We start from the raw sequence: 26,557 nt of genomic DNA on the forward strand, positions 1-26,557 counted from the left end.
CAACTCTCATGTCCTTGGCCGTGAAGACGCAGGTGCCGTCGGCACAGAATGTCAAGCGCGGGCGGTGGTGCGCGAGCTTGCGCGTCACGCCACCCGGTTGTGCGTCTCGACCGCGAATTCCGGATCGGCTTCGCAGATCACCCGGTTGCGGCCGTTGCGCTTGGCCGCGTAGAGGCAGGCATCCGCCCGTTCGATCAGCGCGTCGGGATCGTCGCCCTGCTTCAGCATGGAGACGCCGACGGAGATGGTGACGCGGCCGAGGATCTCGCCGGTGGACTTCTTCTTCAATTCCTTCGCCATCACCGCGCGGCGGATGTGATCGGCCACGGTGAGGGCCTGGCGCAGCGCGGTGTTGGGGAGCACGACCGCAAATTCCTCGCCGCCATAGCGCGCGGTGATGTCCTGGCCCTTGATGGTCTGCTTCAGGGACAGACCGACGAGCCGCAGCACCTGGTCGCCGGTGAGGTGGCCGTAGGAATCGTTGAACGACTTGAAGTGATCGATGTCGACCAGCAGCAGCGACAGCGGCTCGCCGGAGGCGAGCGCATTCTGCACGGCCATATCGATCATGCGGTCGAAATATTTGCGGTTGCCGAGGCCGGTCAGCGGATCGGTCAGGCTCTCGGCGCGGATTGCCTCCAGGCTCTGCTGGAGATTGCTGATCTCGTTCTTCGACAGCGTCAGCCGGTCTTCCAGCGCCTTGTTGGTTTCGCGCATCTCGCTGGTCGAACGCAGCAGCGTCTCGACGATCGACTTGATCTGCTCGCGGCTCCTGGCCGCCGACAGCTTTTCGGTCGCGCCCGACAGGCTGGCATCGTAGGAGCCGGACATTCCGAGTGCGTCGCCGAGGACCTTCATGACGTCGTCGATCTCGCCGATGACGCGCGCGCCGACCTTGTCGATGCGGTCGGTGGTCTTGATGTGGGAGAGATAGGTCTCGTAGATCTGCTCGAGATCGGCTTCGGTCAGCTTGCCGCTAAGCGCAAGCGTCTCGTTGATGATCTTGTTGAGCGGGGCGTTGTAGCCGGTCGCGTAGACGTACCAGATCTCGTAATTGCGAGGAATTGCGGTCTGTCGAAGCGATCGGATCTGACCGAGCGCTACTTCGGCGAACGCCATCGTGCGTTCGTGTTCGTCAAGCACCTTGACCACGGAACATACCCCACAGCGGTCGGTGCGCCCGCGACCGCAGCAATGCTTAAATTATGTTCGCAGGCTAACGGACGATCGTGAACGACCCGTAAATCTACGTTCCCGAATCCATCCAAAAAAGTGCAGACCGAATCTGTTCAACCAAGGCCTGGAGCGCAACGCGCTTCAGGCGCCGGCGGGGGAGCGAACCGGCCGCAGCAGAAATGCCGGCAGATGCGAGTGATCGCCCGGTTCGCTGTCGGCCTCGCGCTGGCGGCGCGGCTCAGGACGGCCGATCGACGGCACATGCGAATTGTTGGCGTGCTGGCGCGCGCCGTGCCGCGGTTCGGATGACGGCTTGGCTTCGCGCGGCGGCCTGGCCTCGCGCGCAGGCCTTGGTTCGCGTTCAGGCCTTGCTTCGCGCTCAGGTCTTGCTTCGCGCTCAGGCCTTGCCTCGGGGGCGAACCGTGCTTCGGCTGAAGGCCTTGTCTCAGAAGCGTGCCTTGCCTCGCCACGCGGTTCGCGCGGCTCGTGGCTGCGCTCACGGTCGCGGCCACCGCGCTGCGGCTTGCCGCGTCCGCCGCGTGAACGTTCGCGGCCGCGCGGCTCGCGCGGGCGCTCGCTTCCATCGCCGGCCTCTGCGTTGACTTCGTAATCGCCCTCGGCGCGCGGAATGCTCTGGCCGATCAGCTTCTCGATCGCCACCATCGACTTCTGGTCGAGCGGCGTTACGAGAGAGATCGCCATGCCGGACCGGCCGGCGCGGCCGGTGCGGCCGACGCGATGGACGTAGTCGTCGGGATGATGGGGGACGTCGAAGTTGAAGACGTGGCTGACCTCGGGGATGTCGAGGCCGCGGGCGGCGACGTCAGAGGCTACCAGCAGCGGCAGCTCGCCCTTGCGGAACTGCTCGAGCGCCGCAGTACGGGCCGACTGGTCCATGTCGCCGTGCAGGGCGCCGACGCTGAAGCCGTGCTTCTGCAGCGATTTGTGAACGACGGCGACCTCACGCTTGCGATTGCAGAAGATGATCGCGTTCTGGAGATCCTTGGCCTCGCGCAGCAGGCGGCGCAGCAGCTCGCGCTTCTCATGCGCCTCGCGCCCGGCGGGCACCTGGCACTGCGTAACGGTGACGGCGGTGGTGGCGGGCTTGGAAACCTCGATTTTCTGCGGGTTGTGCAGGAAGGTTTCGGTGATGCGCCGGATCTCCGGAGGCATCGTCGCCGTGAAGAACAGGGTCTGCCGCGTGAACGGGACGAGCTTGCAGACGCGCTCGATGTCGGGGATGAAGCCCATGTCCAGCATGCGGTCGGCTTCGTCGATGACGAGCAGCTCGACGCCGGTGAGCAGCAGGCCGCCGCGCTCGGTGTGATCGAGCAGGCGGCCGGGCGTGGCGATCAGCACGTCGACGCCGCGCGTCAGCTTGGCATCCTGGTCGCCGAACGAAACGCCGCCGATCAGGAGCGCAACGTTGAGCTTCTGGCCGGCGCCGTAGCGGTCGAAGTTTTCCTTCACCTGCGCCGCGAGCTCGCGGGTCGGCTCGAGGATCAGGGTCCGCGGCATCCGCGCGCGAGCGCGACCCTTTTCGAGGATGGTGAGCATCGGCAGCACGAAGGCCGCGGTCTTGCCGGTGCCGGTCTGGGCGATGCCGAGCACGTCCTTGCGTGCGAGGACGTGGGGGATCGCCTGTTCCTGAATGGGGGTGGGGGTGGTGTAACCGGTGGCCGCCACTGCGGCGAGGACTTTTTCGGATAGTCCGAGATTGGTGAAAGACATTGAGCCTCTGGTCGAAACCGCCGTTCGGAATCGAGGGTAATAAGGCTGTCGCGTTCCACCCCGAAACGGCGCGCTCTCAAAGAAGCTGGGGGTGCTGACTCACGCGAACAAAGCGCCAGGCTCAGGAATCGGTCTTCGATCTGAGCCGCGTCGCCTCGGAACATAGGCGGGAATCGGCCAAAGTCAATGGAGCAGGCGCGGGAAGGTCCTAAAAAACCTGAGGTTTTTGCGCAAATAGCGGGCGCGGCTGCGGTTTTCCGTCAAATCCAGTGATCCGTCGGCATCTGCCCAAACGGCAGTTAACGCCCTTCCTGACCCCGGGCGCGGAAGTCGCCGGGGGCCATTCCGTAGGCGGCGTTGAAGACCCGATAATAGGTCGCCAGGCTGTCGAAGCCGCAGGAGGTTGCGATGTCAGCGATCAGCCGGTCCGGGGCTTCGCGCATCAGGTGGCGGCTCTGTTTCAGGCGTTCGTCCGTGACGGTCTGCGAAAAGCTCCTCGCCGCGCTCTCGAACAGCATGTGCAGGTGACGCACCGATACGCCGAGCAGGTCGGCTACCATCGCCGGCGCCAGATTCGGGTCTTGCAGGTGGCGCCCGATCAGGCGCCGGGCCTGCGAAAGCCGGGCGGTCCGCAGCGCGGCCTGCCCGAGGCGGCTGCCGGGCCGCAGGATGCCGCGCTCGATCAGCGCCAGATGGGCGAGGGCTTGAACCAAGGAGGCTTGAACCAAGGAGGCTTGAACCAAGGAGGCCTGGCCGAGGGAGGTCGCATCGGCGGCGCCGTCATCACCTGCGGCGGCCTCACCGAGATCGGCGAAGCAAGCGCCGAGCAGGGGCGCCAGGCCGGGATCGTCGAACGTCCGCGGCGCAAGCTCGCGCATGCGCTTGTCTTGCACGGAAAGGCCGCTCAGGGGGATCTTCAGGATCCGCAGGTGGAAGCCGCCCGCGCCCAGCGGCGCGGTGCGATAGGGCAGGTCGGTATGGCTGGTGGCGAAGCTGCCATTGGCGATCGCGAAGTCGCTTCCGCGCATGCCGCCGAACCAGCCCCCACTGCCGAGCTGCTGGTAGACGCAGATGCTGTCACCGGGCGCGCGGGCGATGTCGGTCGTGCTGCGCTCGACCGTGTAGTGCGAGGCCTTCAGCTCGACGAGACTGCCGCCCCCGAGCTGGCGCAGGGAGAATTCGCCGAAGAAGTCCGCCCGCCGTTCGCGCTCGAGTTCGGCGGTGACGCCGAACAGCCCCTTGGCGCGCACCTCGCGCCAATAGTCGAAGCGATCGTGCGGCTCCACCTCGTCGGTACACCAGCGATACACGGCAGCCCCCGTTTGCAGCGCAATTGTCCAAGAAATCGCCCGAGAAATCGTTCAAGAAAAAGCAGATTCCAGAGGAATCTGCCATAGGCCAAATGATGGAACCGAGACGCGAAGCCGTTGAACCGTCCATATGGCTGGGCCGACTATCACATCAACGGCGGAGCGCTCCAATGAACTGTTCGAGGGGATCGGCGGCGGGCCGCTCTGCAACGGGAAGCTTTCGATGACGCGTCGGCTCTTCAGAATTCTGGCGGCGCTTGGCCTCGCGGCAAGCCTGAGCGGTTTCGCGCTCCCGGCCCGTGCCGACAAGCGCGTCGCGCTCGTGGTCGGCAACAACGACTACAGGAACGTCCCGAAACTGCTCAAGGCGGTCAACGACGCCCGCACTATGGGCGATACGCTGAAGCAGCTTGGCTTCTCGGTGATGGTGGCCGAGAACCAGAGCCGGCAGCAATTCTCCGAGACGCTGCTCGCCTTCGACAAGGCGATCGAGCCCGGCGACACCGCGTTCTTCTTTTATGCCGGCCACGGCTTCGAGATCGCCGGCCAGAACTATCTGCTGCCGACCGACGTGCCGGCGGCCACGGAAGGACAGGAAGAGCTGGTGCGCGACGCCTCCATCCTGGCCGACCGCATCGTCGAGCGCCTCCAGAACAAGAAGGCGCGAACCTCGATCCTGGTGTTCGACGCGTGCCGCAACAATCCGTTCGAGCGCAAGGGCACCCGCGCGGTGGCCGGCGGCGGCGGGCTCGCGCCCATGGTGCAGCTGCCCGAAGGCGTATTCTCGGTGTTCTCCGCAGGTCCCCGCCAGACCGCGCTCGATCGCCTCTCCAACGACGACGCCAATCCCAATTCGGTGTTCACGCGCACCTTCGCCAAGGAGCTGCTCCAGCCCGGCGAGAACCTCGTGCAGGTCGCGCAGCGCACCCGCCGTCTCGTGAGCGAGATGGCCGATACCGTCAAGCACAGGCAGGTGCCGGTCTATTTCGATCAGATGGTCGACGACGTCTTCTTGAGCGGCACGGCGAAGGATGGCGCTGCCGCAGCGCGCCCGGTCGATCCGCCCGCGCAGAAGCTCGCGGCCCTGCCGCCGGTGTCGGTTCCGCGCCTGCCGAAAGAGGAAACCACCAACGCGCCTATCGCGAGCTTCTCGCGCCACAATGGCGGCTGGAGCGTGGTGTTCTCGTTCGCCGACCCGACGCTCGGTATCTCCTGGCGGATGGCCGGCAACGGCGATTTCCGCGAGACCGGCTTCATCGACACGCTCGATCCGCGCACACGCAAGCGGATGCCGAACCCGTCGATCGAATTGCCGCCGGACGCGCAAGCCGGCACCATCGAGGTTCGCTATGTCGATCAATCCGGCGACATGCAGGGACCGTTCCCGATCAGGTTCGATCCCGAAGCCGCGCTGATACGCGACCAGCGCAAGATCCTCGACATGACCGCGACGAGCTGGCTGTCGTTCCGCGAATTCAACGGGCTGCTCGTCTACTACACCCACCTCGTGTCCTACCGCTGCGCCATCCGCGAGGTACGCATCGGCATCGACACCGCCGTTCCGAACCAGGTGCTGAAGATGCCGGGCTGCGACATGCGCGACCCCAGCGCGATCAGCGCCGGCATGCCGCTCTACATGAAGCTCGCGCCGGCGACGCAATTCGTTTCGGTGGAATTGACCTATCGCGACGGCAGCGTGTCGGAGATCAAGAGCTTTCGAACAGTGAACCGCAGCAACAATTGACGACGCGGGCGGAGGCTACGCGTCCGCTATCCGCGCCGCTTGCTGATGAAGCGCTTGACCGACTCGACGGCCTCGATCAAGGGCGGAGCCAGCGAGAAGAACGCGCCCATCGCGATCGAGATGATGACGTGGCGGAGCAGGAGCTTCTCCTGCTCCTCGAACGGATAGCCATTCTGATCGATCGACACGGGTGCGAGCGCGCCCGTTTGCCGCGGCCTCCGCGGCTTGCGCGGCGGGATCATGACCACGACGAAGAGCACGTTGATCAGGAGCCAGGCGCCGAGCAGTATAAGGATAGTCCGCACTGCAATTTCCTGAAATCAATCGTATTTAAAGACGACGCTAACGGTCATTCGCCATTGCGGCAAATGAATCCTGTTTGCTGCACCGCACAGAAAACTTAAGTCGTAAATGAGGATCGCGCCGTGAAACCAGATGCGTCGCAGCCTTCGCAAGGTCTCACCGTAAAAGCCCGGTGTTGCATCGTTGGCGGCGGGCCGGCCGGCATGATGCTCGGCTACCTCCTGGGACGTGCCGGCATCGATGTCGTGGTGCTGGAGAAGCACGCGGATTTCTTCCGCGACTTTCGCGGCGACACGGTGCATCCCTCGACGCTCGAGGTGATGGACGAGCTCGGCCTCATCGACGAATTCCTGAAGCTGCCGCATCAGCGCCTGCAGAAGATGGACGGCCTGTTCGGCGGCACGCCGGTGCGCATCGCCGACCTCGGCCGCCTCCACACCAAATACCCTTTCATCGCCTTCATGCCGCAATGGGACTTCCTCAATTTCCTGCGGGAGTCCGGCCGGCGCTTTGCTTCGCTCAAGGTGATGATGACTACGGAGGCCGTCGATCTGATCCGCCGCGGCGAGACCATCGCCGGCGTGCGGGCGAAGACGCCGGAGGGGCTGATCGACATCGAGGCCGATCTCACCGTCGCCTGCGACGGCCGGCATTCGACCGTGCGCGAACGCGCGGGTTTCGAGGTCGAGGAGATCGGCGCGCCGATGGACGTGCTGTGGTTCCGCGCCGGCCGCAATGCCGACGAGACGGAAAACGTGTTCGCGCGTGTCGAACCCGGCAAGATGATGATCACCTTCGATCGCGGCGAGTATTGGCAATGCGCCTATGTCATCGCCAAGGGACAATTCGAGGCTGTGAAGGCGAGGGGATTGCAGGCGCTGCTCGAAGACGTCGTGCGCATGGCGCCGATCCTGAAGAGCGGCATTGCCGAGGTGAAGAGCTTTGACGACGTCAAGCTGCTCACGGTCGCGATCAACCGCCTGAAGCGCTGGACGCGGCCGGGCCTGCTTCTCATCGGCGATGCCGCGCATGCGATGTCGCCGGTCGGCGGCGTCGGCGTCAATCTCGCCGTGCAGGATGCGGTCGCCACCGCCAACCTGCTGGCGGACAAGATGCAGCACGGCTGCCCGTCGGAGAACGAGCTCGATGCCGTGCGCCGTCGCCGCGAGTTCCCGGTGAAGATGACGCAAGCGATGCAGGTGATCGTGCAGAACAACATCATCAGCGGCGCCTTGCAGGGCGGCGGTCGGCCGCTGAAGGTGCCGCTGATCGTGCGCCTCATTACCGCGGTGCCATGGCTCCAGGGCATTCCGGCGCGCCTGCTCGCGCTCGGCGTGCGGCCCGAGCACGTGCATTCGAAGGACGTCGCGGCATCGTAGCGCAGGAATTCGGTAGGGATAACGCGGCGTTAAATCGCGCGCGGCGCGTTGCCTGCGTGCAACAGCGCAAACGGATTCAGGGCGCGTTGCCCGGCAATCCCGCGTCTTAACTTTCTTGATTCAAATTTGAGTAAGAACTGCGTGTGAGCGTGCACCCATCAAAGGATACGGGGTGTACCATGCGTAACAAATTGATTGCCGCCTTCGCCTGCACGACCGCTCTGGTTTCGACCGGCGCTGCGTCCGCCGCCGATCTCGGCGCGCGCTACACGAAGGCGCCGGCCTATGTCGAGCCGATGTTCAACTGGACCGGTTTCTACGTCGGCGGCCACATCGGCGGCGCATGGACCAACGAGCAGTTCATCAACAGCGGGGCCGGCGCGCCGTTCGGCGATCTCGTCCCGGGCCAGGGTTATCGTCAACGCAACTCCGGCATCATGGGCGGCGCCCAGATCGGCTACAACTGGCAGGCCAACAACTACGTGTTCGGCATGGAAGGCACGATCTCAGGCCTCGACAACAAGGGCTCGTTCACCAACACCGCGTTCGGCGCGGGCGACGACGTGTTCTCCTGGCGCGCCAACGTGCTCGCGACCGTCGTCGGCCGTGCGGGCTTCGCCGTGCAGAACAACCTGTTCTACTTCAAGGGCGGCTATGCCGGCGTGAACAACCGCCTGTCGGTCACCGATACGGTTGGCCCGGTAACCGGTTCTGGCGGTCAGACCCACTGGGCCAACGGCTGGACCGTCGGCGCCGGCTGGGAATACGGCGTCACCCGCAACTGGATCGTCGGCCTCGAGTACAATTACGCGGCCTTCGGCAGCCAGACCTATCAGCTCGGCGGCACCTCGGGTACCTACACCTTCGATGCCAAGCCGCGCGACATCCAGTGGGCCGTCGTCCGCGCGAGCTACAAGTTCGACGCGCCGGTCATCGCGCGTTACTAGAGCATGATCCGGAAAAGCGCGAAGCGGTTTTCCGAAAAGATCATGCTCAAACAAGAACCTAAAGCGCGATGACGATTCATCCCAATCTCATCGCGTTTTAAGGGCGTCAACGAACGATCAAGCACCTAAAAGAAAATCGCGACCAAGAATTAAAAAGCCCCGGCTTCGTCCGGGGCTTCTTTTTTTGCGTGTGGGGCAGGGCTCAGGCCATCACCGAGAACCCGCCGTCGACGGGGATCGCGGTGCCCGTGACGAAATTCGAGGCGGCCGAGGCGAGGAACACGGCGATGCCGGCGAAGTCGTCGATGTCGCCCCAGCGAGCCGCAGGCGTGCGTGCCAGCACCCGCTCGTGCAATCCCGAGACCTGCTGCCGTGCGCCGCGGGTCAGGTCGGTGTCGATCCAGCCCGGCAGGATGGCGTTGACCTGGATGTTGTCGGGCGCCCACGCATTGGCGCAGGCGCGCGTGTACTGCACGATGCCGCCCTTGCTCGCCGCATAGGCGGTCGCGAAGCTCGCGCCGAAGATCGACATCATCGAGCCGATGTTGATCACCTTGCCGTTGCCGGACGCCTTCAGCGCCGGATAGGCCAGCTTCGAGCACAGGAAGGCGCTGGTGAGGTTGGTGTTGATCACCTTGTTCCACTCGTCGAGCTCGAGCTCGTGCGGCGGCTTGCGGATGCTCATCCCGGCATTGTTGATGAGGATGTCGATGCGGCCGAGATCCTTGACGACACGCTCGACCATCGCGGCGATCGCCGCCTTGTCGGTCACGTCGGTGGTGACGGCGATCGCCTTCACGCCGCGCTGCCTGAGATCGGCGACGGCGGCCGCGGACTTGGTTTCGTTGCGTCCGACCACGGCGATGTCGGCGCCGGCATCGGCCAGACCGTGGGCGAGGCCGAGCCCGATGCCGCCATTGCCTCCCGTGACAATCGCGACCTTGCCGCGCAGATCGAACCGATTGGATGTCATGCTGCTATTCCCTGGTTTCTTCTATTGGTTGCTCTGCCAGATCAGCACCAGCCCAAAGCCCGCCATGGCTGCGCCATAGCCGGCCCATTGCAGCTGGTTGACCATGAAGCTCGATCGCGGCCACGCGACGGTGCCCGTGCCCTGTCCGATCCAGAGCAACCCGACGGCGAGGGCAAACAGGCCTGCGATCAGCAGAAATCTGCGCATGCATTCCTCCCCATCGATCTGCTTCTGTCGTGGCCCCCGCGATGAACGATCATCGCAGGCCGCGAGAACTTGGGAAGCAGACTAGCCGCAGCTTCGGCTCGGGTACAATGGCCGTTACCGCATACGGCCGGGCAGCAGGCGCAGCGTAGGACCCCGCCAACGAAAAAGCCCCGGCCGAGGCCGGGGCTTGACGTCTGATCGGGATATCAGATCAGGACTTGTTCAGCTCAGTACTTCGCGACGACCGGACCGGTCCAGTTGAAGCGGTAGACCAGCGAGGTCGAGATCGTCTGGTTCCAGGTGTTGGCGCGGATGCTGTTGCCGACCGGCACGTTGCCGACGTCGGTCAACTCGTCCTGAGTCTTGGCGTTGTAGAAGGCCGAGCGGTATTCGGTCTTCATGAACCAGCCGGGCGACTGGATGCCGAAGATGTTCAGGTTGTTCTCGACGCCGCCGCCGACGAACCAGCCGTTACGGTTATAGCTGTTGAGGTGGGTACCGTTCGGAACGCCAGCCAGCGTCATGAAGTTGGTCTGGCCGAAGTGGGCGCCCGAGTAACCGCCGTTGACGTAGGAGAGAACGTTCGGAGCAACCAGCCAGCCGAGGCGCACACCAGCGGCCCAGGAGTCTTCCAGCTTCTGGTTGCCGGTGATGCCGAGGGTCGGATCCTGAACGGTAGCGCGGATGCTGCCGAACTGACCGTCGGCGAACACACCGGCGACCCAGGTGCTGTTGAACTGCCAGTCGTAGCCGAGACCGACGGTGCCGAACCAGCCCGAGCCACCCTGGCGCTGGTCGATCGTCAGCGGAATTGCGCCGACAGTGGTCTGCACGTGCTGGTCGGAAGCAGAAAGCCCGCCGCCGGCGCCGCCGAAGATGTAGAAGCCGGTCCAGTTGGCGACGGGGGCCGCCATCGGAGCCTTCACGTAGGGGCGGGCACCCAGGTCAGCCGCCGAGGCCGAGCCGGTCATCGCGGCAACCGCGGTCAGTGCGAGCAAAATCTTCTTCATTTTAAAATCCCCAAGCTTTGGTCTGTCCGGCAGGCGCGAGCGCACTGAAGTTCTCTGATCTGATGCCCGAACTATAGCCGCTTCTCGCCGAAATGCTGTTGCAGGGCAGGCACAGTCGCCGGAAAACGCGGTTCGGCGGGGATTCGGGGCGCAAGCGCCTAAGTCAGGAATAATGACATAATTTCAATGCGTTGAGGCGATTTTTGAGATGTCGAATTCAGGTAACTTCTGGTTAGGGAATTGGGCTTTGTCCGAAATGGCGGCAGCCCTGCCTCAGCCGTGGCTCGGTGAGTCGTTGGCCGAGTCGCCAGGCGAGGAAGCAGGGAATCACCGAAGCCGAGGCGGGCAATTGGTATTGTCCGCAAAATAAAACAGCCCCGGCTTGATGCCGGGGCTCTTGATGGACGCGGCGCCGGGATGCCCTGCGGCTTCAGACGTCGAGCAACTCTTCGTTGGCAAATTCGGCCTTGTCCGAGATGAACGCGAAGCGTGCCTCGGCCTTGGTGCCCATCAGGCGCTCCACCGAGTCCGCCGTGGTGTCGCGGTCGTCGGCGAGCAGCACCACCTTGAGCAGCGTTCGCCTGGCCGGATCCATGGTGGTTTCCTTGAGCTGCGCCGGCATCATCTCGCCGAGGCCTTTGAAGCGGTTCACCTCGACCTTGGCGTTGGCGTTGAACTCGCTCTTGATCAGCGCCTCCTTGTGCGCGTCGTCGCGTGCGTAGATCGACTTCGTGCCGACTGTCAGCTTGTAGAGCGGCGGCACCGCGAGGAAGAGATGCCCTTCGTCGATCAGCCGCGGCATCTGCCGGTAGAAGAAGGTGATCAGCAGCGAAGCGATGTGGGCGCCGTCGACGTCGGCGTCGGTCATGATGATGATGCGCTGATAGCGCAGATCCTCTTCGCGATATTGCGCGAGCATGCCGCAGCCGATCGCCTGCACGAGGTCGGCAAGCTGCGTGTTCGCCGTCAGCTTGTCCTTGCCCGCGGAGGCGACGTTGAGGATCTTGCCACGCAGCGGGAGCACGGCCTGGTTCTTGCGGTCGCGCGCCTGCTTGGCGCTGCCACCTGCCGAGTCGCCCTCGACGATGAAGAGTTCCGAGCCATCCAGACCGGCATCGGTGCAATCGGCGAGCTTGCCGGGCAGGCGCAGCTTCTTGCCCGCGGTCTTGCGCGCGGTCTCCTTTTCCTGGCGGCGGCGCAGCCGTTCCTCGGCGCGGTCGACCACGAAGTCGAGCAGCCTGTTGGCCTGGTTCGGATTGCCCGAGAGCCAATGGTCGAACGGATCCTTCATCGCCTGTTCGACGATGCGCTGCGCTTCGGCGGTGGCGAGACGATCCTTGGTCTGGCCCTGGAATTCAGGCTCGCGCACGAACACCGAGAGCATCACGGCGGCACCCACCATCACGTCTTCCGACGTAATGGACGAGGCGCGCTTGCCCTGGCCGACACGTTCGGCGTGATCCTTCAGGCCGCGCAAGAGCGCGCTGCGCAAGCCCGATTCATGCGTGCCGCCATCCGGCGTCGGCACCGTGTTGGTGTAGGACGACAGGAAGCCGTCGGCATCCGCGGTCCAGGCCACGGCCCATTCGCAGGCGCCATGCGCGCCGTTGCGGCCCGATTTGCCGGAGAAGATGTCGGGATGCACCAGCGTGTCGGCGTGGATCGCGGCGGCGAGGTAATCCTTGAGGCCGCCGGGGAAGTGGAACGTCGCTTCCGCCGGCACGTCCTCGACGCCCTTGAGCAGCTCGGGCGCGCAGTTCCAGCGGATCTCGACGCCGCCGAACAGATACGCCTTCGAGCGCGTCATCTTGAACAGGCGCTGCGGCTTGAACGCGGCCTTGGCACCGAAGATGTCAGTGTCGGGCTTGAAGCGCACGCGGGTGCCGCGGCGGTTGTTGACCTTGCCGAGGTCCTCGAGCTTGCCCTTCGGGTGTCCGCGCTCGAACCTCATGCGATAGAGCTTCTGGCTGCGTGCGACCTCGACCTCGAGCAGCGAGGAGAGGGCGTTCACAACGGAGATGCCGACGCCGTGCAGGCCGCCCGAGGTCTCGTAGACCTTGGAGTCGAACTTGCCGCCGGAATGCAGCGTGCACATGATGACTTCGAGCGCCGACTTCTTCGGGAATTTCGGATGCGGATCGATCGGAATGCCGCGGCCGTTGTCGATGACGGTCAAAAAGCCGTCCGCGCTCAGATCGACTCCGATGAAGGTCGCATGCCCCGCGAGCGCCTCGTCCATCGAGTTGTCGATGACCTCGGCGAACAGGTGATGCAGGGCCTTCTCGTCGGTGCCGCCGATATACATGCCGGGCCTGCGCCGCACCGGTTCCAGGCCTTCGAGCACCTCGATGTCGGCCGCGGTGTAGTCGGCCTCGCCGCCGCTTCCACGGGACGCTGCCTTGACCGGCGCGCGCGACTTCGGCTCTTCGCCGCCGAAGAAATCGTCTTTTGCTTTGGGTTTCAATTGCTTGGACATATATCTTGATACGCTTTCGGGGCCGCGGAAGCGGCGAATCGGTTCAGGTGACTATGCCACTTCTGACCTGGAAAGGTTACCGCAGGGGCGGGCCGGCGGCGTCGTTGGGAGCCAATCCCGGCGATTTTACGCCGCAGCCCCTCCAATTCCCGGCAATTTGACGTCCCGGTCCAGTCTGGATCTGACTTTATGACTTGATGTCACACAAGTCCTTGGCTTACCAGTCCTTTTCATCGAGCAGCACCTTGCGGCAGGGCGGAAGGCAATTTTTTGAATGGAGCAGTTTGCGCACGCCTTGGCCGATTTCGTGCGCGCCCACGAGATGTGGGCAGCTCCGATCGTGTTCCTGCTCGCCTTCGGGGAGTCGCTCGCCTTCATCTCGCTGCTGATCCCGGCTTGGGGAGCGCTGGTGGCGATCGGCGCGCTGATCGGCGCGAGCGGCATCAGCTTCTATCCGGTCTGGATCGCCGGCGGCCTCGGCGCGGCGCTGGGCGACTGGGTCTCCTACTGGTTCGGCTACCGTTACAAGGAGAAGGTCGCGCAGATGTGGCCGCTGTCGCGCTATCCGGAACTGCTGCCCAGGGGCGAGGCCTTCGTGCGGAGTTGGGGCGTGCCGAGCATCTTCATCGGCAGGTTCTTCGGCCCGTTGCGCGCCTCGGTGCCGCTCGCAGCCGGCATCTTCGAGATGCCTTATTGGAGTTTTCAGTCCGCCAATTTCATCTCGGCGCTGATCTGGTCGGCGGCACTGCTTCTGTTCGGGGACGTGATCGCCAAGTTGATGGAATGGATCTGGCGGGTGATCTGACCGGGCGGCAACGCCGCCCGGCTGTGCGCACGGCGAGACCTAGAGCGAGGCGTTCCAGATCGACGGAATCCAGCGATAGCCCGCGCCGTCCTTCTCGACCCGGACCAGACCCGGGAAGGCGGCGTGGAAGGCCTGGATCGGCATCTTCTCGGCAATCGCCATGTCGTAGAGCTTGCGCCGCGTCTCCTGAGCCAGAGGTTTGTCGACGTCGGAGGCGATGTTCCACTCGGGATGCCTGACGAACAGGAACGCTGCGCCGGCGGTGATATCGACCTGCACCAGCACCTGCTCCGCGCCGGAGGCGACGATAAAGGAGCTGTGGCCCGGCGTGTGGCCGGGGCTCGCGACCGCGGTGATGCCGGGCGCGACCTCCTTGCCGGAATCATAGGGTGTCACCTTGCGACCGAGTGCATCGAACACGCGGCGGATGTTCTTGAAATTGCTCTCGAGGATGGGATTGCCCATTCCCTTGCTCATCTCGCCGTCGTCCATCCAGAATTTCCATTCCACCGCCGGCACCATGATCTCGGCATTGGCGAAAGCCGGCTTGTTCTCGGCCGCGAGGAGGCCGTTGATGTGGTCGCCGTGGAAATGCGAGATGATGACGGTGTCGACCGCGGCGCGGTCGATGCTGGCAGCGGCAAGGTTGTTGTGGAACTGCCCGACCTTGCCCTTGGTCTGCGTGAACTGGTCGGGACCGAGACCGGTGTCGATCACGACAAGCTTCGACCCGGTGTTGACCACCACGGGGTTGAAAGTGTGGGTGACCTTGTCGGTCGGCAGATGGTTCTCGGCGAAGATCTTGTTGATGTCGTCCTTGCTGGCGCCGGCCGCGTAATTGTCGGGCAGGTTGACGGTGGTGACGCCGTCGCAGACCACCGTGACCTGGTGGGTGCCTACATTGTAGCGGTAGAAGCTCGCATTCTGTGTTGCGGCGGGCGGCGCTGCGGCGCTCGCGGGCGACGTCTTCATGAATGGCAGGAGCGTTGCGGCGGCGGCGCCGGCCAGTGTTGCGCGACGAGTAATCTCGGTCATGGCGATCTCCTGGGCTGGATTGCGACTGACCGGCGGGGCGTGGCGCGTCGGTCTTTGTCGGGAACCCCCGTTGCTGGTGGAAATTCCGCCGCGCCCCGATGACATCAGTGCGGCATCCTGCCGTCACGAGGTGCGGCATCCTGCCGTCACGCCCGCCGATTTGGACTTGACCCTGGAACCCGCTGGCCTTATAGCCCCGCGCCATGATCAACGCCGCGACCATTTTGTTCGCCCGTCGCCGCCGCCGCAGTCTTGCGGTTTGGGCGGTCGATCGCGTTTGAGATCATCGTCTTTGCCGCTGGATCCGATCCGCGGCATTCTCTCTCCTGTCAGCGCGATCTGATCCGGCGGCTCCCCGAGGAGGCCCAGCAGGAGACCACGATGTACACGCCACCCTTTTTCAAGCAGGACCGCGCCGCGAGCCTGAAATTCGCCGAAGAGCGCGGCTTCGGCACCATGTGCGCCTTCGACGGTCACAAGCCGGTCGCCTCGCCGCTGCCGTTCTACCTGACCTATGCCGCCGACGGCACGCCGCAGGCCGCCTTTCATGTCGCCCGTCACAATCCGCTGCTAAAGTTGGCTAACGGTTCGGGGGCATGGTTGCTCACGGTCAACGGGCCCGATGCCTATGTGTCGCCCGACTGGTACGTCTCGCCGGATCAGGTGCCGACCTGGCTCTACCAGTCGGTGCATCTGGCCGGGCCGGTGCGGCTGTTGTCGGACGACGAGCTGTCGGTGCAGATCGACACGCTCAGCGACAAGTTCGAGAAATGGCTGTTGCCGAAGAAGCCATGGACGTCGGGTAAGATGACGGCCGGGCGGCTCGAGGCGATGAAGAAGGCGATCGTGGGTCTGGTCATGACGGTTGAAGAGGTCGAGGGCAGCTTCAAGCTCAACCAGCACAAGTCCGACGCCGACTATACGGCGATTGCCAATGCGCTCGGCGCGCAGCCCGCCGCCGACGCCAGGAAGATATCGCAACTGATGCAGGACGTGAGGCCGGACGCCTTCGCCGACGAAACCAACAAGCTCGAAAGGAGCGTGCCATGAGTCTCGCTGAAACCACGAAAGCCCCGACCACCGGCGCTGCCAGGAAGCCCGCCACCGTCTTCGTTGATGGCGGCTCCGGCACCACCGGCCTCGGCATCAACGAGCGGCTCAAGCTCCAGAGCGACGTCGTGGTGAAGACCATCGCCGACGACAAGCGCAAGGACCCGGCGGCCAAGAAGGCGCTGATGCAGGATGTCGATCTCGTCATCCTCTGCCTGCCCGACGATGCCGCGAAGGAAACGGTCGCGCTGATCGATAGCATGGGGCCGTCGGGTCCGAAGGTGCTGGACGCCTCGACCGCGTACCGGGTCGCGCCCGACTGGGCCTATGGCTTTCCGGAACTGACGCCGGACCAGGCCGGCAAGATCAAGGCTGCGAAGAAGGTCTCCAATCCCGGCTGCTATCCGACCGGCGCGATCGCGCTGCTGCGGCCGATCGTCGACGCCGGCCTGCTGCCGCAGGACTATCCCGTCACCGTCAATGCGGTGAGCGGCTATTCCGGTGGCGGCAAGTCGATGATCGCGAGCTTCGAAGACGGCAGCGCGCCGTCCTTCGAGCTCTACGGCCTCGGCTTCGAGCACAAGCACCTGCCGGAGATGCAGCTCTATTCGAACCTGACGCGACGTCCGATCTTCATCCCGTCGGTCGCCAACTACAGGCAGGGCATGCTGGTCTCGGTCCCGCTCCAGCTCGACACGCTCCCGGGCAAGCCCAGCGGCGCCGATCTCCAGGCCGCACTGGCAAAACGCTACGCCGGATCAAAGTACGTCTCGGTGATGCCGCTTCAGAACGAGACGACCAAGGGCGGCAAGCTCGAGCCCGAGGCGCTCAACGAAACCAACATGCTCGAGCTCTACGTCTTTGCCAGCGACAAATATCATCAGGCCGTGCTGGTCGCGCGGCTGGACAATCTGGGCAAGGGCGCCTCGGGTGCAGCCGTGCAGAACATGCGGCTGATGCTGGGCCTGCCGGAGGCGTAGGACTCCGTGCCCCGGACGCAGCGCAGCGCTTCTTCAGCGGTGCGCTGCAGTGCCGCGGCCCATGCTTGGCTTGCTTCGCGTATGGCTCTCCGGATCGCGGCTCCGCGCCGCGACGCAGATGCGTTGCGGCGCGGACATGGGCCCTCAGTATTTCGCGATGACCGGGCCGCCGAACCGGTAGTTGATGCGGGCGGTGATCAGGTCGACATCCTGACCGATGCGATCGGTGCGCGAGAACGTGCCGACAGGCGCCAGCGCGCCGTTGGCCGTGAGGGTGACGTCGTGGTGACCCATGAACATGTGGTCGTATTCGAGGCCGACCGACCAGTTCGGGGCAAAGCCGTATTCGAGGCCGACGCCGATCGTGCCGCCCCAGCGGGTCTCGTTGGCACCGTCGAACTCGGCCCCGGCCAGACCGCCCGTACCGATGCCGCGGTAACGATCGCTGGTGACGGCCGCGCCCCCCTTCACGTAGAGCAGCGCATTGTTCCAGGCGTAGCCGACCTGGCCGGTGAACAGGCCGAAGGCATCGACGTGGGTGCGGTTAGCGACGCCGAGCACGGTGCTGGCATTCCGGCCGTCGAGGTCCGCCCAGTCGCCCTGCGCTTCGAGACCGAACACGAAGGCGCTGCTCTGCCAGCGATAGCCGATCTGGCCGCCGGCGACAGCGCCCGTCGCATCATGGCATCCTTCCGCAACGCCGGGCGCGAAGCCGACAGTCTGGTCCCAGCACTTGCGCGACGAACCATAGCCGCCGTTGGCGCCGATATAGAAACCGCTCCAATCATAGATCGCGGCGATCATCGGCGGCGCCTTGGTGTAGGGACGGGCGGCGAGATCGGCGGCACCGGCCTGGGTCGCGACGGTTGCCAGCGACAGGGCGCCGAGCGCGGATACAATCTTCCAATTCATGGTCTGCCCCGGATCAATCAATTGCGATGGCCAAATATACCTGTGGATGCGTGACACTTCGTATCAGCCCAAGGTCGGCATCGCTGTTTTTGTTGCACTGTCATTCTTTGGCAACACCGGCAGCGCGGCCGGCCTTCGCGTGGTTCAACCTTTCGGCGGCATGGCCCGGTCGGTCCACGCTGACGCCGGCACCTGAGCACGCCCCATGATGGAGCGGATCGTGTCCGCGTCCAGGTCTTCGTGTCAGGTCCTGGAACTGGAGGAAGTCCCGGTTGGGTTCGTGATGCATCGCCACGCGTCCGGGACGCGCGATCAGAGCGCCTTGAAGATCGCGAGCGCCAGCACGGCCTGCGCGAGGAAGCCGACGGAGAAGGCCAGCGTGCGGAACACCGGGATGCCCATCGCATAGACGATGAGATGCGCGACGCGCGACCAGAAATAGACGGCGCAGGCGAGCACCGTCCATTTCGAGGAATAATCGATCGCGTTCAGGATCAGCACCAACGGCGCGAACAGCACCAGGTTCTCGACGGCGTTGTCATGCGCGAACATCAGGCGGTTCGCCCACTCCGATTGCGGCTTGTCGCCGCGCGAAGGATTGGCCATCGCGCCGCCAAGACCGCGAATCTGGCAGCGGTTGATAGTGTAGGGAATCCAGAGGATTCCAGTCAGGATCACCGTCAGTGTCAGCCAGAACAATTCGCGCGTCATAGTCCGGTCCCCTCTGTCATCTCTGTCTTGAGAGCGAGCTTATACAAGCGCGCAAGATTGCGCTATGCGCGGACCCTGACATAGCTGCCGGGCGCGTCCTCGATCGGGGGCAGGGCCTCGCTGCCGACGCTGCGCGCCGGAACTTCTTCCGGATCGAGTGTACCGAGCCATTCGCGCCAGTCCGGCCACCACGAGCCCTTGTGCTCGACCGCGCCCTTCATCCACTCGGCGACGTTGACGTCCTTGATGTTGTCGTTGGTCCAGTACTGGTACTTGTTGGAGGCGGGCGGATTGACGACGCCGGCGATGTGGCCCGAGCCGGACAGCACGTATTTCACCGGACCGCCGAAGAATTGCGAGCCGTACAGCACTGATTCCGCCGGCGCGATGTGGTCCTCGCGGGTGGCGAGGTTGTAGACGGGCACCTTGACCTTGGACAGGTCGAGCAGCGTGTTGTCGAGCACCATCGTGCCGGTGGAGAACCGGTTCTCCAGGTAGCAATTGCGCAAGTAGTAGGAATGGTTCGATGCCGTCATGCGCGTCGCATCCGAATTCCAGTGCAGCAGGTCGAACGCGCTCGGCTGCTGGCCCTTGAGGTAGTTGCTGACGACGTAGGACCAGATCAGATCGTTGGAACGCAGCATGTTGAAGGCCATCGCCATCTTGGAGCCTTCGAGCACACCGGCCGCCTTCATGTCCTGCTCGAGAGCGGCGACCTGCTCTTCGTCCACGAACACCAGCAGATCGCCGGCGTGGGTGAAGTCGACCTGTGCCGCGAAGAACGTCGCGGAGGACACACGCTGGCGGCGCTTTTCGGCGAGCCAGGCCAGCGTCGTCGCGAGCATGGTGCCGCCGACGCAATAGCCGGCGGTATGCACCTTCATCTCGCCGGTGATCTTCTCGATCACGTCCATCGCCGTGAGCGGGCCTTGCTTCATGTAGTCTTCCCAACTCTTGGCTCCGAGCCGCTTGTCCGGGTTGACCCATGAGATCACGAACACGGTGATGCCCTGGTCGACGCACCACTTGATGTAGGATTTCTCCGGCTTGAGATCGAGGATGTAGAACTTGTTGATCCAGGGCGGCACGATCAGGAGCGGCGTGCGCAGCACGTTCTCCGTGGTCGGCGAATACTGGATCAGCTGCATCATCTCGTTCTGGTAGATCACCTTGCCCGGCGTCGTCGCCATGTTGACGCCGACGACGAGATTGTCCGGGTTGGACTGGCGGATCTTCAGCATGCCCTTGCCGGCTGCGATGTCCTCGGCCAGCATCTTCAGGCCGCGCGCGAGATTCTCGCCGCTGCTCGCCACCGTCTCGCGCAGCACCTCCGGATTGGTCAGCACGAAGTTGGATGGCGACAGCGCGTTGGTGACCTGCTGGATGTAGAACTCCGCCTTGCGGCGGGTCGGCGCATCGAGCCCGTCGGCGTCGCGCACAAGCTCGTGTGCCCATTTGGTCGTGAGCAGATAGAGCTGCATCACGAAGTCGAAGAACTGGTTCGACTTCCATTCCGGATCGGCAAAGCGCTTGTCGCGCGGTGAGGGCGCGATCGCGGGAGCAGCGTCCTGTCCGGCCATGCGGCGGGCCGCCGAACCCCAGAGGTCGAGATAATCCTTGGCGAGCTTGGTCTGGAGATCCGATGCGCGGGTCGTATCCGACAGCCAGTATTCGGCGACCGTCGTGAAGGTCTTGACGACCTCGGTCAGTTCGGCCGGCGGGCGGTCCTGCACCTCGCCGCTCTCGCGCGGCTTGAGGTAGGCAGCGAGCGCCTTGCCGCCGCTCTCCATCGCCCGCGCGACATTCATCGCGAAGGCTTCCGCATTAAACTTCGTCTCGGGTTTGGGCGTGTCGGTCGTGGCCATGCTCATGAGCAGAACAGTAACGATTCATTCCGTATTCGTCACCGCGAAGCTCGCATGTTTGGCGTTAAACACTCTCGAAGATGTGTTGCAGTGCGACAAATCTTCTTGGTTCCGTCACAATCGAGCCGCACCGCTCGGCTTGGTAGTGCCGGGCTGTTTTCTCGCTCGCACCATTTGGGCAGCAATGGTTTGAGCTTGGGCGCGGACTTGGGTAAGGTTGCCCGGGGCCGTGCTTTGGGACGAGGTGGGGATTTCCCAAGTGTTGGCGTTGAGGGACCTGCAAAAGTCGCTGCTGATTTGCGGCACGCTCCTGAGCGTGGCCTTTGTGCTGGGCGGCTGTTCGAGCCAACTCGCGGATATGACGCCCGCGGATGCACAGGCGCATCCCAGGGAGCCGAGTAGCTATCTGCCGGTGCATGACCTGCCGCCGGATCGCGATCAGGCGGTCATCCCGCCGGACCAGCGCGCCAAGATCGAGGCCGAGCTTGCCGCCGCGCGCGACCGCCAGGCTGTTGCCGCCAAGGACGCGAAATAGGCGCCGCAAGGTAATCGCTGGCGCCTCCGTCTTGCCGTGCTAAAAGACCTCAGTTCAGCCGAGAGTCAGGGCGAACGACTTCAGCCGCCGTCGGCGATGACTGCTCTAAGTGTCTGATCTTGAGCAATTTTCGCGAAGGTAGCGAGCGCCTTTCCGAATGGCCGTCATGGCCTGTCGATTCTGTCCAGACCGGTTGCCCGGAGCCCAGAGAGCCATGGAAGAATTTTACCGCATCCGCCGCCTTCCGCCTTACGTGTTCGAACAGGTCAACCGGGCCAAGGCGGCCGCGCGGAATGCCGGCGCCGATATCATCGACCTCGGCATGGGCAATCCGGACCTGCCGGCACCGCCGCATGTACTGGAGAAGCTCAAGGAAACGCTCGGCAAGCCGCGCACCGACCGCTACTCGGCCTCCCGCGGCATCCCCGGCCTGCGCCGGGCCCAGGCCGGCTACTATGCCCGCCGCTTCGGGGTGAAGCTCAACCCCGACACCCAGATCGTGGCAACGCTGGGCTCGAAGGAGGGCTTTGCCAATGTGGCCCAGGCCATCACCGCGCCGGGCGATGTCATCCTGTGCCCGAACCCGAGCTATCCGATTCACGCCTTCGGCTTTTTGATGGCGGGCGGCGTGATCCGCTCGGTGCCGTCCGAGCCGACGCCGCAATTCTTCGAGGCCGTCGAGCGGGCGATCGTGCATTCGATCCCGAAGCCGCTCGCGCTCGTCGTCTGCTACCCGTCGAACCCGACCGCCTATGTCGCGAGCCTCGACTTCTACAAGGACCTCGTCGCATTCGCGAAGAAGCACGAGATCCTGATCCTGTCCGATCTTGCCTATGCCGAGGTCTATTTCGACGAGAACAACCCGCCGCCCTCGGTGCTGCAGGTGCCCGGCGCGATCGACGTCACCGTCGAGTTCACCTCGATGTCGAAGACCTATTCGATGGCCGGCTGGCGCATGGGCTTTGCGGTCGGCAACGAGCGCGTGATCGCGGCCCTGGCCCGCGTCAAATCCTATCTCGACTACGGCGCCTTCACGCCGGTGCAGGTCGCCGCGACCGCCGCGCTGAACGGCCCGGACGATTGCATCAAGGAGATGCGTGACACCTACCGCAAGCGCCGCGACGCGCTGGTGGAATCGTTCGGTCGTGCCGGCTGGGAGATCCCGCCGCCGGAGGCCTCGATGTTCGCCTGGGTGCCGCTGCCGGAGGCCTTCCGCAGCGTCGGCAGCATGCAGTTCGCGACCCTGATGGTGGAGAAATCCGGCGTCGCGGTCTCGCCCGGCGTCGGCTTCGGCGAGCATGGCGAAGGATATGTCCGCATCGCGATGGTGGAAAACGAGCAACGGATCAGGCAGGCCGCGCGCGGCGTGCGACGCTTCCTTGAAAGCGGGATCGAAACGTTGCACAACGTCGTTCCGCTCGCCAACCGGCGCTAATTCTCTTCGACAGGTTTTCGAAAAGCATCATGGTCGCACCCCTGAAAGTGGGCATAGCGGGGCTCGGCACCGTGGGCGCCGAAGTTGTCCGTCTGATTGAAACGCAAGCCCGCGTGCTTGCCGGCCGCAGCGGCCGCGGCATCCGCGTCGTCGCCGTCACCGCGCGCTCGAAGGCGAAGAAGCGCGGCATCGACCTGCGCGGCGTCGAATGGGTCAAGGATCCGATCGCGCTCGCCACCCATCCCGGCATCGACTGCTTCGTCGAGCTGATGGGCGGCGCCGGCGATCCCGCGCTGTCCGCGGTGGAGGCCGCGCTGAATGCCGGCAAGTCCGTCGTGACCGCGAACAAGGCGCTGCTCGCCAAGCACGGCCTCAAGCTCGCCAGGGCGGCTGAAAAGCACGGCGGTGCGCTGAATTTCGAGGCAGCGGTCGGCGCCGCGATCCCCGTCATCAAGACGTTACGCGAGGGTCTTGCCGGAACCGGCATCAATCGCGTCTACGGCATCCTCAACGGCACCTGCAATTACATCCTGACCCGGATGGAGCAGGAGGGCCTGTCCTTCGCCGAATGCCTCAAGGATGCGCAGCGGCTCGGCTATGCCGAGGCCAATCCGTCCTTCGACGTCGACGGCCACGATACCGCGCAAAAACTCGCCATTCTCGCCAGCCTCGCATTCGGCACGAAAGTTGCTCAAAGCGCGGTGTATGTCGAAGGTATCTCATCCATCGCGCCGGAAGATCTCCGTGCGGCTGACGATCTCGGTTACCGGCTCAAGCTGCTCGGCGTTGCGGTGCGCACCGCCAAGGGCATCGAGCAGCGTGTGCATCCGACCATGGTTCCAAAATCCTCATCGATCGCGCAGGTGATGGGTGTCACCAACGCGGTCACGATCGATGGCGAGGGCATCCCGCCGATCACGCTGGTCGGCCCCGGCGCGGGCGGTGCTGCGACTGCATCCGCCGTCGTTGCCGACATCGCCGATGTCGCGCGCGGCATCCGTGCCAATCCGTTCGGCCGGCCGATCTCGCATTTGCGCGACACCAAGAAGGCGCCGATGGAGCGCCACGAGGGCGGCTACTACATCCGCCTTCTGGCACGCGATTTCCCGGGCACCGCGGCGGCGATCGCGACCCGGCTCGCGGAACAGAAGATTTCGATCGAGTCGATCGTGCAGCGCCATCCCAATGGCGGCGCTGCGTCCACCGATGGCAAGGCGGTGCCCGTGCCCGTCATCCTGATCACCTATGCTACGCATGAGGACGCCGTGCGCCGCGCGCTGGCGGCCGTGCAGAAGGACAAGGTGATCAGCGGACGGCCGCAGGTGATCCGGATCGAGAAGAACTGAGCATGCTCCGGAAAAGTGCGAAGCGGTTTTCCGGAAAGAGCATGCTCGAACTATGAGGCGGTTCGAACGAACCGTGGGCGTTGTGAGTTGATGCGGGCGGAAATATCCGTCCAAAACTGTTTCGAAGGAGTTAGCCGATGTCGACCCATATTTCAGTCCCGCCGCAAGCGTTGCTCGAGCGCATTCTCACGCTGGAGATCGTGCGCGTGACGGAGCGGGCGGCAGTGTCTTCGGCGCGGCTGCGCGGGCACGGCAACGAGAAGGCGGCCGACCAGGCCGCCGTCGACGCCATGCGGCGCGAGCTCAACAAGCTGCCGATCGAGGGCACCATCGTGATCGGCGAGGGCGAGCGCGACGAGGCGCCGATGCTGTTCATCGGCGAGAAGGTTGGCATGAACGCCGGCCCGCAGGTCGACATCGCGGTCGACCCGCTCGAAGGCACCACGCTGTGCGCCAAGGCCATGCCGGGCTCTATCGCCACGATGGCGATGGCCGATGGCGGCACGCTCCTGCACGCGCCCGACGTCTACATGCAGAAGCTCGCGATCGGTCCCGGCTACGCCAAGGGCGTCGTCGAGCTCGATGCGACACCGGCCGAGAACGTCCGCCGCCTCGCCAAGGCCAAGGGCGTCCAGCCGGACGGGATCACCGTCCTCGTGCTCGACCGTCCGCGCCATGCCAGCATCATCGAGAGCGTGCGCTCGACCGGCGCCGCCGTGCGCCTGATCACCGACGGCGACGTCGCCGGCGTGATCCACTGCGCCGACCCCGACAACACCGGCGTCGACATGTATCTCGGCACCGGCGGTGCGCCGGAAGGCGTGCTCGCGGCGGTGGCGCTGCGCTGCATCGGCGGCCAGATGCAGTGCCGTCTCATCCTCGACTCCGACGAGAAGCGCGAGCGCGCCGCCAAGATGGGCGTCAACGATCCCAAGATGATCTACGGCATCGAGGACATGGCGCGCGGCGACTGCCTGTTCGCCGCCACCGGCGTCACCACCGGCTCGCTGCTGTCGGGCGTCAAATTCCGCAAGGACGGCGTGATCGAGACCGAGACGGTGGTGATGCGCTCCGTTACCGGCACAGTGCGCTACATCAAGGCCGAGCACCGCGAGCTCGCGAAGTTCCACCTGGACTAAGCCACGACATGCTGCCGTCATTCCGGGCCTGCGCCTCGTGGTGCATCCCGGGATGACCAAGAACAAGTAACGTACGGGAAAGCGCCCATGTCCGATCTCTCCACCGTCAAAGCCCTGGTCTTCGACGTGTTCGGCACGGTCGTGGACTGGCGCACCAGCCTGATCACCGACTTCATGTGGTGGGCGAAGGGGCGCGGCATCAGCGCCGACTGGACCGCACTCGTCGACGGCTGGCGCGGCATGTACATGGCCTCGATGGACGACGTGCGCAAGCATCCAGAGCGCGGCTATGTCATGCTCGACGATCTGCATCGCCGCTCGCTGGACAAGCTGGTCGAGCAATTTTCGATCAAGGGCCTGACCGAGGCTGATCTCGATTACCTCACCAAGGGCTGGCACCGCCTGCAACCCTGGCCCGACAGCGTCGCCGGCCTGACCCGGCTGAAGACGAAATTCGTGATCTCGCCGCTGTCGAACGGCAACGTCGCGCTGCTCACCAACATGGCGAAGTTCGCGGGCCTGCCGTGGGACCTCGTCATGTCGGCCGAGCTGTTCGAGCACTACAAGCCTGATCCCGAGACCTATCTCGGCGCCGCGCGCCTGCTCGGCCTCAAGCCGGAGCAGGTGATGATGGTCGCCGCCCACAACGGCGATCTCGCCGCCGCGCAGAAGAACGGCCTGAAGACCGCGTTCGTGGCGCGGCCGACCGAGTACGGTCCGCTCCAGAAGGTCGATTTCGAAGCCACCGGCAACTGGGACATCGTCGCCAGGGATTTTGGCGGCATCGCCGACAGGCTCGGCTGCTGACAGCGCCGTAGACGATCCGCGGCGAGCCGGCAGGCAACAGCGAGCCAGCAGGCAAGAGCAAGAGGTGCTCGTTGGCCTTCTCATTATTGGCCCTGCAAGTCCTGGTCACGGTGGGGACGACCGCTGGGACGATTGCGCTGATCTTTTGGCTGCTTCTGCGGGCCAGGCCGAGCGTGCTCAGCGAGACCGCGGGCGCAATCGAGCCGGAGAAAAGCATCGCCTGGTTCACCGTCATCGGCGGTTGCATTATGTCGCTGGCCGGCTTGTACGGGGTCCTGTTTCAGGACGTCGGCTGGGGAGGGGTGGTGGTCGCACTCCTGGGTCTCGGTGCCGCCGGCTTCATGTCGCCATCGCTCACGTCCGTCCACAAGGTGACGTGGGACCAGGAGTCGATTGAAGGTCCATCGAACCTGTTTGGTCCCACGCTGGGGCTGCGAAGAACCAGACTATCGTGGGACGATATTTCGAGAACCGGAACGACTGTGACCGGCTACTGGTTCGTCGAGAGCCATGACGGCAGGCGGGTCTATTGGAGCTTTCTCTACAAGGGCCACGGCGCTCTCGCCGCTTTTCTTCACGCGAAGCGGCCTGATTTGGAGCGTCCAGTATCTGAATGACGGCCGGCGCGGACTGACGCTGCCACCTCGAAGCCGCTCGCGGCCGCGGAGCCCGCGGAATAGA

Annotated in this window: 24 protein-coding genes; 12 read left to right on the forward strand and 12 right to left on the reverse strand. The window is 64.5% G+C overall.

Annotated features, from left to right (window positions below; translation table 11 throughout):
• Positions 1 to 84: 84 nt before the first annotated feature.
• The 3 genes from NR187_RS25465 to NR187_RS25475 all read right to left on the reverse strand — a co-directional run bounded on the left by NR187_RS25465 (position 85) and on the right by NR187_RS25475 (position 4,217).
• Entirely contained in the window at positions 85 to 1,152 is a 1,068-nt protein-coding gene (locus tag NR187_RS25465) for a GGDEF domain-containing protein (protein WP_256808054.1), read from the reverse strand.
• Positions 1,153 to 1,317: 165 nt separating this feature from the next.
• Positions 1,318 to 2,907: a DEAD/DEAH box helicase gene (locus NR187_RS25470; RefSeq protein WP_256808055.1), complete on the reverse strand. Its 1,590-nt coding sequence runs from the start codon at positions 2,905 to 2,907 to the stop codon at positions 1,318 to 1,320.
• 299 nt (positions 2,908 to 3,206) lie between these two features.
• The gene (locus NR187_RS25475) at positions 3,207 to 4,217 is read right to left on the reverse strand and encodes a helix-turn-helix transcriptional regulator (protein ID WP_256808056.1); all 1,011 of its coding nucleotides are present in this window, start codon (positions 4,215 to 4,217) and stop codon (positions 3,207 to 3,209) included.
• 223 nt (positions 4,218 to 4,440) lie between these two features.
• On the opposite strand from NR187_RS25475, the gene NR187_RS25480 reads away from it, so the two are divergent.
• Positions 4,441 to 5,961, forward strand: coding sequence for a caspase family protein (locus NR187_RS25480; protein WP_211385629.1), 1,521 nt, complete (start codon positions 4,441 to 4,443; stop codon positions 5,959 to 5,961).
• Positions 5,962 to 5,987: 26 nt separating this feature from the next.
• On the opposite strand, the gene NR187_RS25485 is transcribed toward NR187_RS25480, so the two are convergent.
• Positions 5,988 to 6,266, reverse strand: a complete 279-nt coding sequence (locus NR187_RS25485; protein WP_211385630.1) for a hypothetical protein — start codon at positions 6,264 to 6,266, stop codon at positions 5,988 to 5,990.
• A gap of 120 nt (positions 6,267 to 6,386) precedes the next feature.
• Between NR187_RS25485 and NR187_RS25490 the strand changes: the two genes are divergently transcribed.
• Positions 6,387 to 7,643: an FAD-dependent oxidoreductase gene (locus NR187_RS25490; RefSeq protein ID WP_256808057.1), complete on the forward strand. Its 1,257-nt coding sequence runs from the start codon at positions 6,387 to 6,389 to the stop codon at positions 7,641 to 7,643.
• A gap of 179 nt (positions 7,644 to 7,822) precedes the next feature.
• Positions 7,823 to 8,590, forward strand: a complete 768-nt coding sequence (locus NR187_RS25495) for an outer membrane protein (protein WP_211385632.1) — start codon at positions 7,823 to 7,825, stop codon at positions 8,588 to 8,590.
• Between the two features lie 202 nt (positions 8,591 to 8,792).
• Here NR187_RS25495 and NR187_RS25500 read toward each other — a convergent pair whose 3' ends face one another.
• The 4 genes from NR187_RS25500 to parE form a co-directional block, all read right to left on the reverse strand.
• Positions 8,793 to 9,563 carry an SDR family NAD(P)-dependent oxidoreductase gene (locus NR187_RS25500; RefSeq protein WP_256808058.1) on the reverse strand — a complete coding sequence of 257 codons (771 nt, stop codon included), beginning with the start codon at positions 9,561 to 9,563 and terminating at the stop codon, positions 8,793 to 8,795.
• Positions 9,564 to 9,584: 21 nt separating this feature from the next.
• The gene (locus NR187_RS25505; RefSeq protein ID WP_007609848.1) at positions 9,585 to 9,770 is read right to left on the reverse strand and encodes a hypothetical protein; all 186 of its coding nucleotides are present in this window, start codon (positions 9,768 to 9,770) and stop codon (positions 9,585 to 9,587) included.
• 227 nt (positions 9,771 to 9,997) lie between these two features.
• Positions 9,998 to 10,780, reverse strand: a complete 783-nt coding sequence (locus tag NR187_RS25510) for an outer membrane protein (RefSeq protein WP_211385635.1) — start codon at positions 10,778 to 10,780, stop codon at positions 9,998 to 10,000.
• Positions 10,781 to 11,210: 430 nt separating this feature from the next.
• The gene (gene parE / locus NR187_RS25515) at positions 11,211 to 13,256 is read right to left on the reverse strand and encodes a DNA topoisomerase IV subunit B (protein ID WP_256808060.1); all 2,046 of its coding nucleotides are present in this window, start codon (positions 13,254 to 13,256) and stop codon (positions 11,211 to 11,213) included.
• 274 nt (positions 13,257 to 13,530) lie between these two features.
• On the opposite strand from parE, the gene NR187_RS25520 reads away from it, so the two are divergent.
• Positions 13,531 to 14,061 (forward strand): DedA family protein, encoded by a 531-nt coding sequence (locus NR187_RS25520; protein WP_211385637.1) that lies wholly within the window; start codon positions 13,531 to 13,533, stop codon positions 14,059 to 14,061.
• Between the two features lie 39 nt (positions 14,062 to 14,100).
• Here the strand turns inward: NR187_RS25520 and NR187_RS25525 are convergent, their stop codons facing one another.
• Positions 14,101 to 15,096, reverse strand: a complete 996-nt coding sequence (locus NR187_RS25525) for an MBL fold metallo-hydrolase (protein ID WP_256808061.1) — start codon at positions 15,094 to 15,096, stop codon at positions 14,101 to 14,103.
• A 381-nt stretch (positions 15,097 to 15,477) separates the two neighbouring features.
• Between NR187_RS25525 and NR187_RS25530 the strand changes: the two genes are divergently transcribed.
• Positions 15,478 to 16,146 (forward strand): FMN-binding negative transcriptional regulator, encoded by a 669-nt coding sequence (locus NR187_RS25530; RefSeq protein WP_211385641.1) that lies wholly within the window; start codon positions 15,478 to 15,480, stop codon positions 16,144 to 16,146.
• Entirely contained in the window at positions 16,143 to 17,126 is a 984-nt protein-coding gene (argC, locus tag NR187_RS25535; protein WP_211385643.1) for an N-acetyl-gamma-glutamyl-phosphate reductase, read from the forward strand. The genes NR187_RS25530 and argC overlap by 4 nt, the downstream gene beginning before the upstream one ends.
• A 144-nt stretch (positions 17,127 to 17,270) precedes the next feature.
• On the opposite strand, the gene NR187_RS25540 is transcribed toward argC, so the two are convergent.
• From NR187_RS25540 to NR187_RS25550, 3 genes are all read right to left on the reverse strand, one after another.
• Positions 17,271 to 18,038 carry an outer membrane protein gene (locus NR187_RS25540; protein WP_211385644.1) on the reverse strand — a complete coding sequence of 256 codons (768 nt, stop codon included), beginning with the start codon at positions 18,036 to 18,038 and terminating at the stop codon, positions 17,271 to 17,273.
• A 312-nt stretch (positions 18,039 to 18,350) separates the two neighbouring features.
• On the reverse strand, positions 18,351 to 18,749 hold the full coding sequence (locus NR187_RS25545) for an MAPEG family protein (protein WP_211385647.1): 399 nt from the start codon (positions 18,747 to 18,749) through the stop codon (positions 18,351 to 18,353).
• Positions 18,750 to 18,811: 62 nt separating this feature from the next.
• On the reverse strand, positions 18,812 to 20,620 hold the full coding sequence (locus NR187_RS25550; protein ID WP_256808063.1) for an alpha/beta hydrolase: 1,809 nt from the start codon (positions 20,618 to 20,620) through the stop codon (positions 18,812 to 18,814).
• Between the two features lie 253 nt (positions 20,621 to 20,873).
• On the opposite strand from NR187_RS25550, the gene NR187_RS25555 reads away from it, so the two are divergent.
• The 6 genes from NR187_RS25555 to NR187_RS25580 all read left to right on the forward strand — a co-directional run bounded on the left by NR187_RS25555 (position 20,874) and on the right by NR187_RS25580 (position 26,493).
• Complete coding sequence (locus tag NR187_RS25555; protein ID WP_211385817.1) at positions 20,874 to 21,149, forward strand: hypothetical protein; 276 nt, start codon at positions 20,874 to 20,876, stop codon at positions 21,147 to 21,149.
• Positions 21,150 to 21,363: 214 nt separating this feature from the next.
• Positions 21,364 to 22,584 (forward strand): LL-diaminopimelate aminotransferase, encoded by a 1,221-nt coding sequence (locus NR187_RS25560; RefSeq protein ID WP_211385650.1) that lies wholly within the window; start codon positions 21,364 to 21,366, stop codon positions 22,582 to 22,584.
• A gap of 29 nt (positions 22,585 to 22,613) precedes the next feature.
• Positions 22,614 to 23,930: a homoserine dehydrogenase gene (locus tag NR187_RS25565; RefSeq protein ID WP_256808064.1), complete on the forward strand. Its 1,317-nt coding sequence runs from the start codon at positions 22,614 to 22,616 to the stop codon at positions 23,928 to 23,930.
• Between the two features lie 137 nt (positions 23,931 to 24,067).
• Positions 24,068 to 25,069 (forward strand): class II fructose-bisphosphatase, encoded by a 1,002-nt coding sequence (gene glpX, locus NR187_RS25570; RefSeq protein WP_211385654.1) that lies wholly within the window; start codon positions 24,068 to 24,070, stop codon positions 25,067 to 25,069.
• 87 nt (positions 25,070 to 25,156) lie between these two features.
• Complete coding sequence (locus NR187_RS25575; protein WP_256808066.1) at positions 25,157 to 25,876, forward strand: haloacid dehalogenase type II; 720 nt, start codon at positions 25,157 to 25,159, stop codon at positions 25,874 to 25,876.
• A 71-nt stretch (positions 25,877 to 25,947) separates the two neighbouring features.
• Positions 25,948 to 26,493 carry a hypothetical protein gene (locus NR187_RS25580; RefSeq protein WP_256808068.1) on the forward strand — a complete coding sequence of 182 codons (546 nt, stop codon included), beginning with the start codon at positions 25,948 to 25,950 and terminating at the stop codon, positions 26,491 to 26,493.
• Positions 26,494 to 26,557 lie beyond the last annotated feature (64 nt).

Origin of the sequence: Bradyrhizobium sp. Bra64 (assembly GCF_024519875.1) — a bacterium.
Classification (GTDB): domain Bacteria; phylum Pseudomonadota; class Alphaproteobacteria; order Rhizobiales; family Xanthobacteraceae; genus Bradyrhizobium; species Bradyrhizobium japonicum_G.

Coding starts and splice junctions, on each gene's coding strand:
- NR187_RS25505 (WP_007609848.1), bottom strand. CDS start 9,770: ATGCGCAGATTTCTGCTGATCGCAGGCCTGTTTGCCCTCGCCGTCGGG.
- NR187_RS25525 (WP_256808061.1), bottom strand. CDS start 15,096: ATGACCGAGATTACTCGTCGCGCAACACTGGCCGGCGCCGCCGCCGCA.
- NR187_RS25560 (WP_211385650.1), top strand. CDS start 21,364: ATGGAAGAATTTTACCGCATCCGCCGCCTTCCGCCTTACGTGTTCGAA.
- NR187_RS25545 (WP_211385647.1), bottom strand. CDS start 18,749: ATGACGCGCGAATTGTTCTGGCTGACACTGACGGTGATCCTGACTGGA.
- NR187_RS25575 (WP_256808066.1), top strand. CDS start 25,157: ATGTCCGATCTCTCCACCGTCAAAGCCCTGGTCTTCGACGTGTTCGGC.
- NR187_RS25520 (WP_211385637.1), top strand. CDS start 13,531: ATGGAGCAGTTTGCGCACGCCTTGGCCGATTTCGTGCGCGCCCACGAG.
- argC (WP_211385643.1), top strand. CDS start 16,143: ATGAGTCTCGCTGAAACCACGAAAGCCCCGACCACCGGCGCTGCCAGG.
- NR187_RS25510 (WP_211385635.1), bottom strand. CDS start 10,780: ATGAAGAAGATTTTGCTCGCACTGACCGCGGTTGCCGCGATGACCGGC.
- parE (WP_256808060.1), bottom strand. CDS start 13,256: ATGTCCAAGCAATTGAAACCCAAAGCAAAAGACGATTTCTTCGGCGGC.
- glpX (WP_211385654.1), top strand. CDS start 24,068: ATGTCGACCCATATTTCAGTCCCGCCGCAAGCGTTGCTCGAGCGCATT.
- NR187_RS25565 (WP_256808064.1), top strand. CDS start 22,614: ATGGTCGCACCCCTGAAAGTGGGCATAGCGGGGCTCGGCACCGTGGGC.
- NR187_RS25470 (WP_256808055.1), bottom strand. CDS start 2,907: ATGTCTTTCACCAATCTCGGACTATCCGAAAAAGTCCTCGCCGCAGTG.
- NR187_RS25550 (WP_256808063.1), bottom strand. CDS start 20,620: ATGAGCATGGCCACGACCGACACGCCCAAACCCGAGACGAAGTTTAAT.
- NR187_RS25480 (WP_211385629.1), top strand. CDS start 4,441: ATGACGCGTCGGCTCTTCAGAATTCTGGCGGCGCTTGGCCTCGCGGCA.
- NR187_RS25540 (WP_211385644.1), bottom strand. CDS start 18,038: ATGAATTGGAAGATTGTATCCGCGCTCGGCGCCCTGTCGCTGGCAACC.
- NR187_RS25495 (WP_211385632.1), top strand. CDS start 7,823: ATGCGTAACAAATTGATTGCCGCCTTCGCCTGCACGACCGCTCTGGTT.
- NR187_RS25500 (WP_256808058.1), bottom strand. CDS start 9,563: ATGACATCCAATCGGTTCGATCTGCGCGGCAAGGTCGCGATTGTCACG.
- NR187_RS25530 (WP_211385641.1), top strand. CDS start 15,478: ATGTACACGCCACCCTTTTTCAAGCAGGACCGCGCCGCGAGCCTGAAA.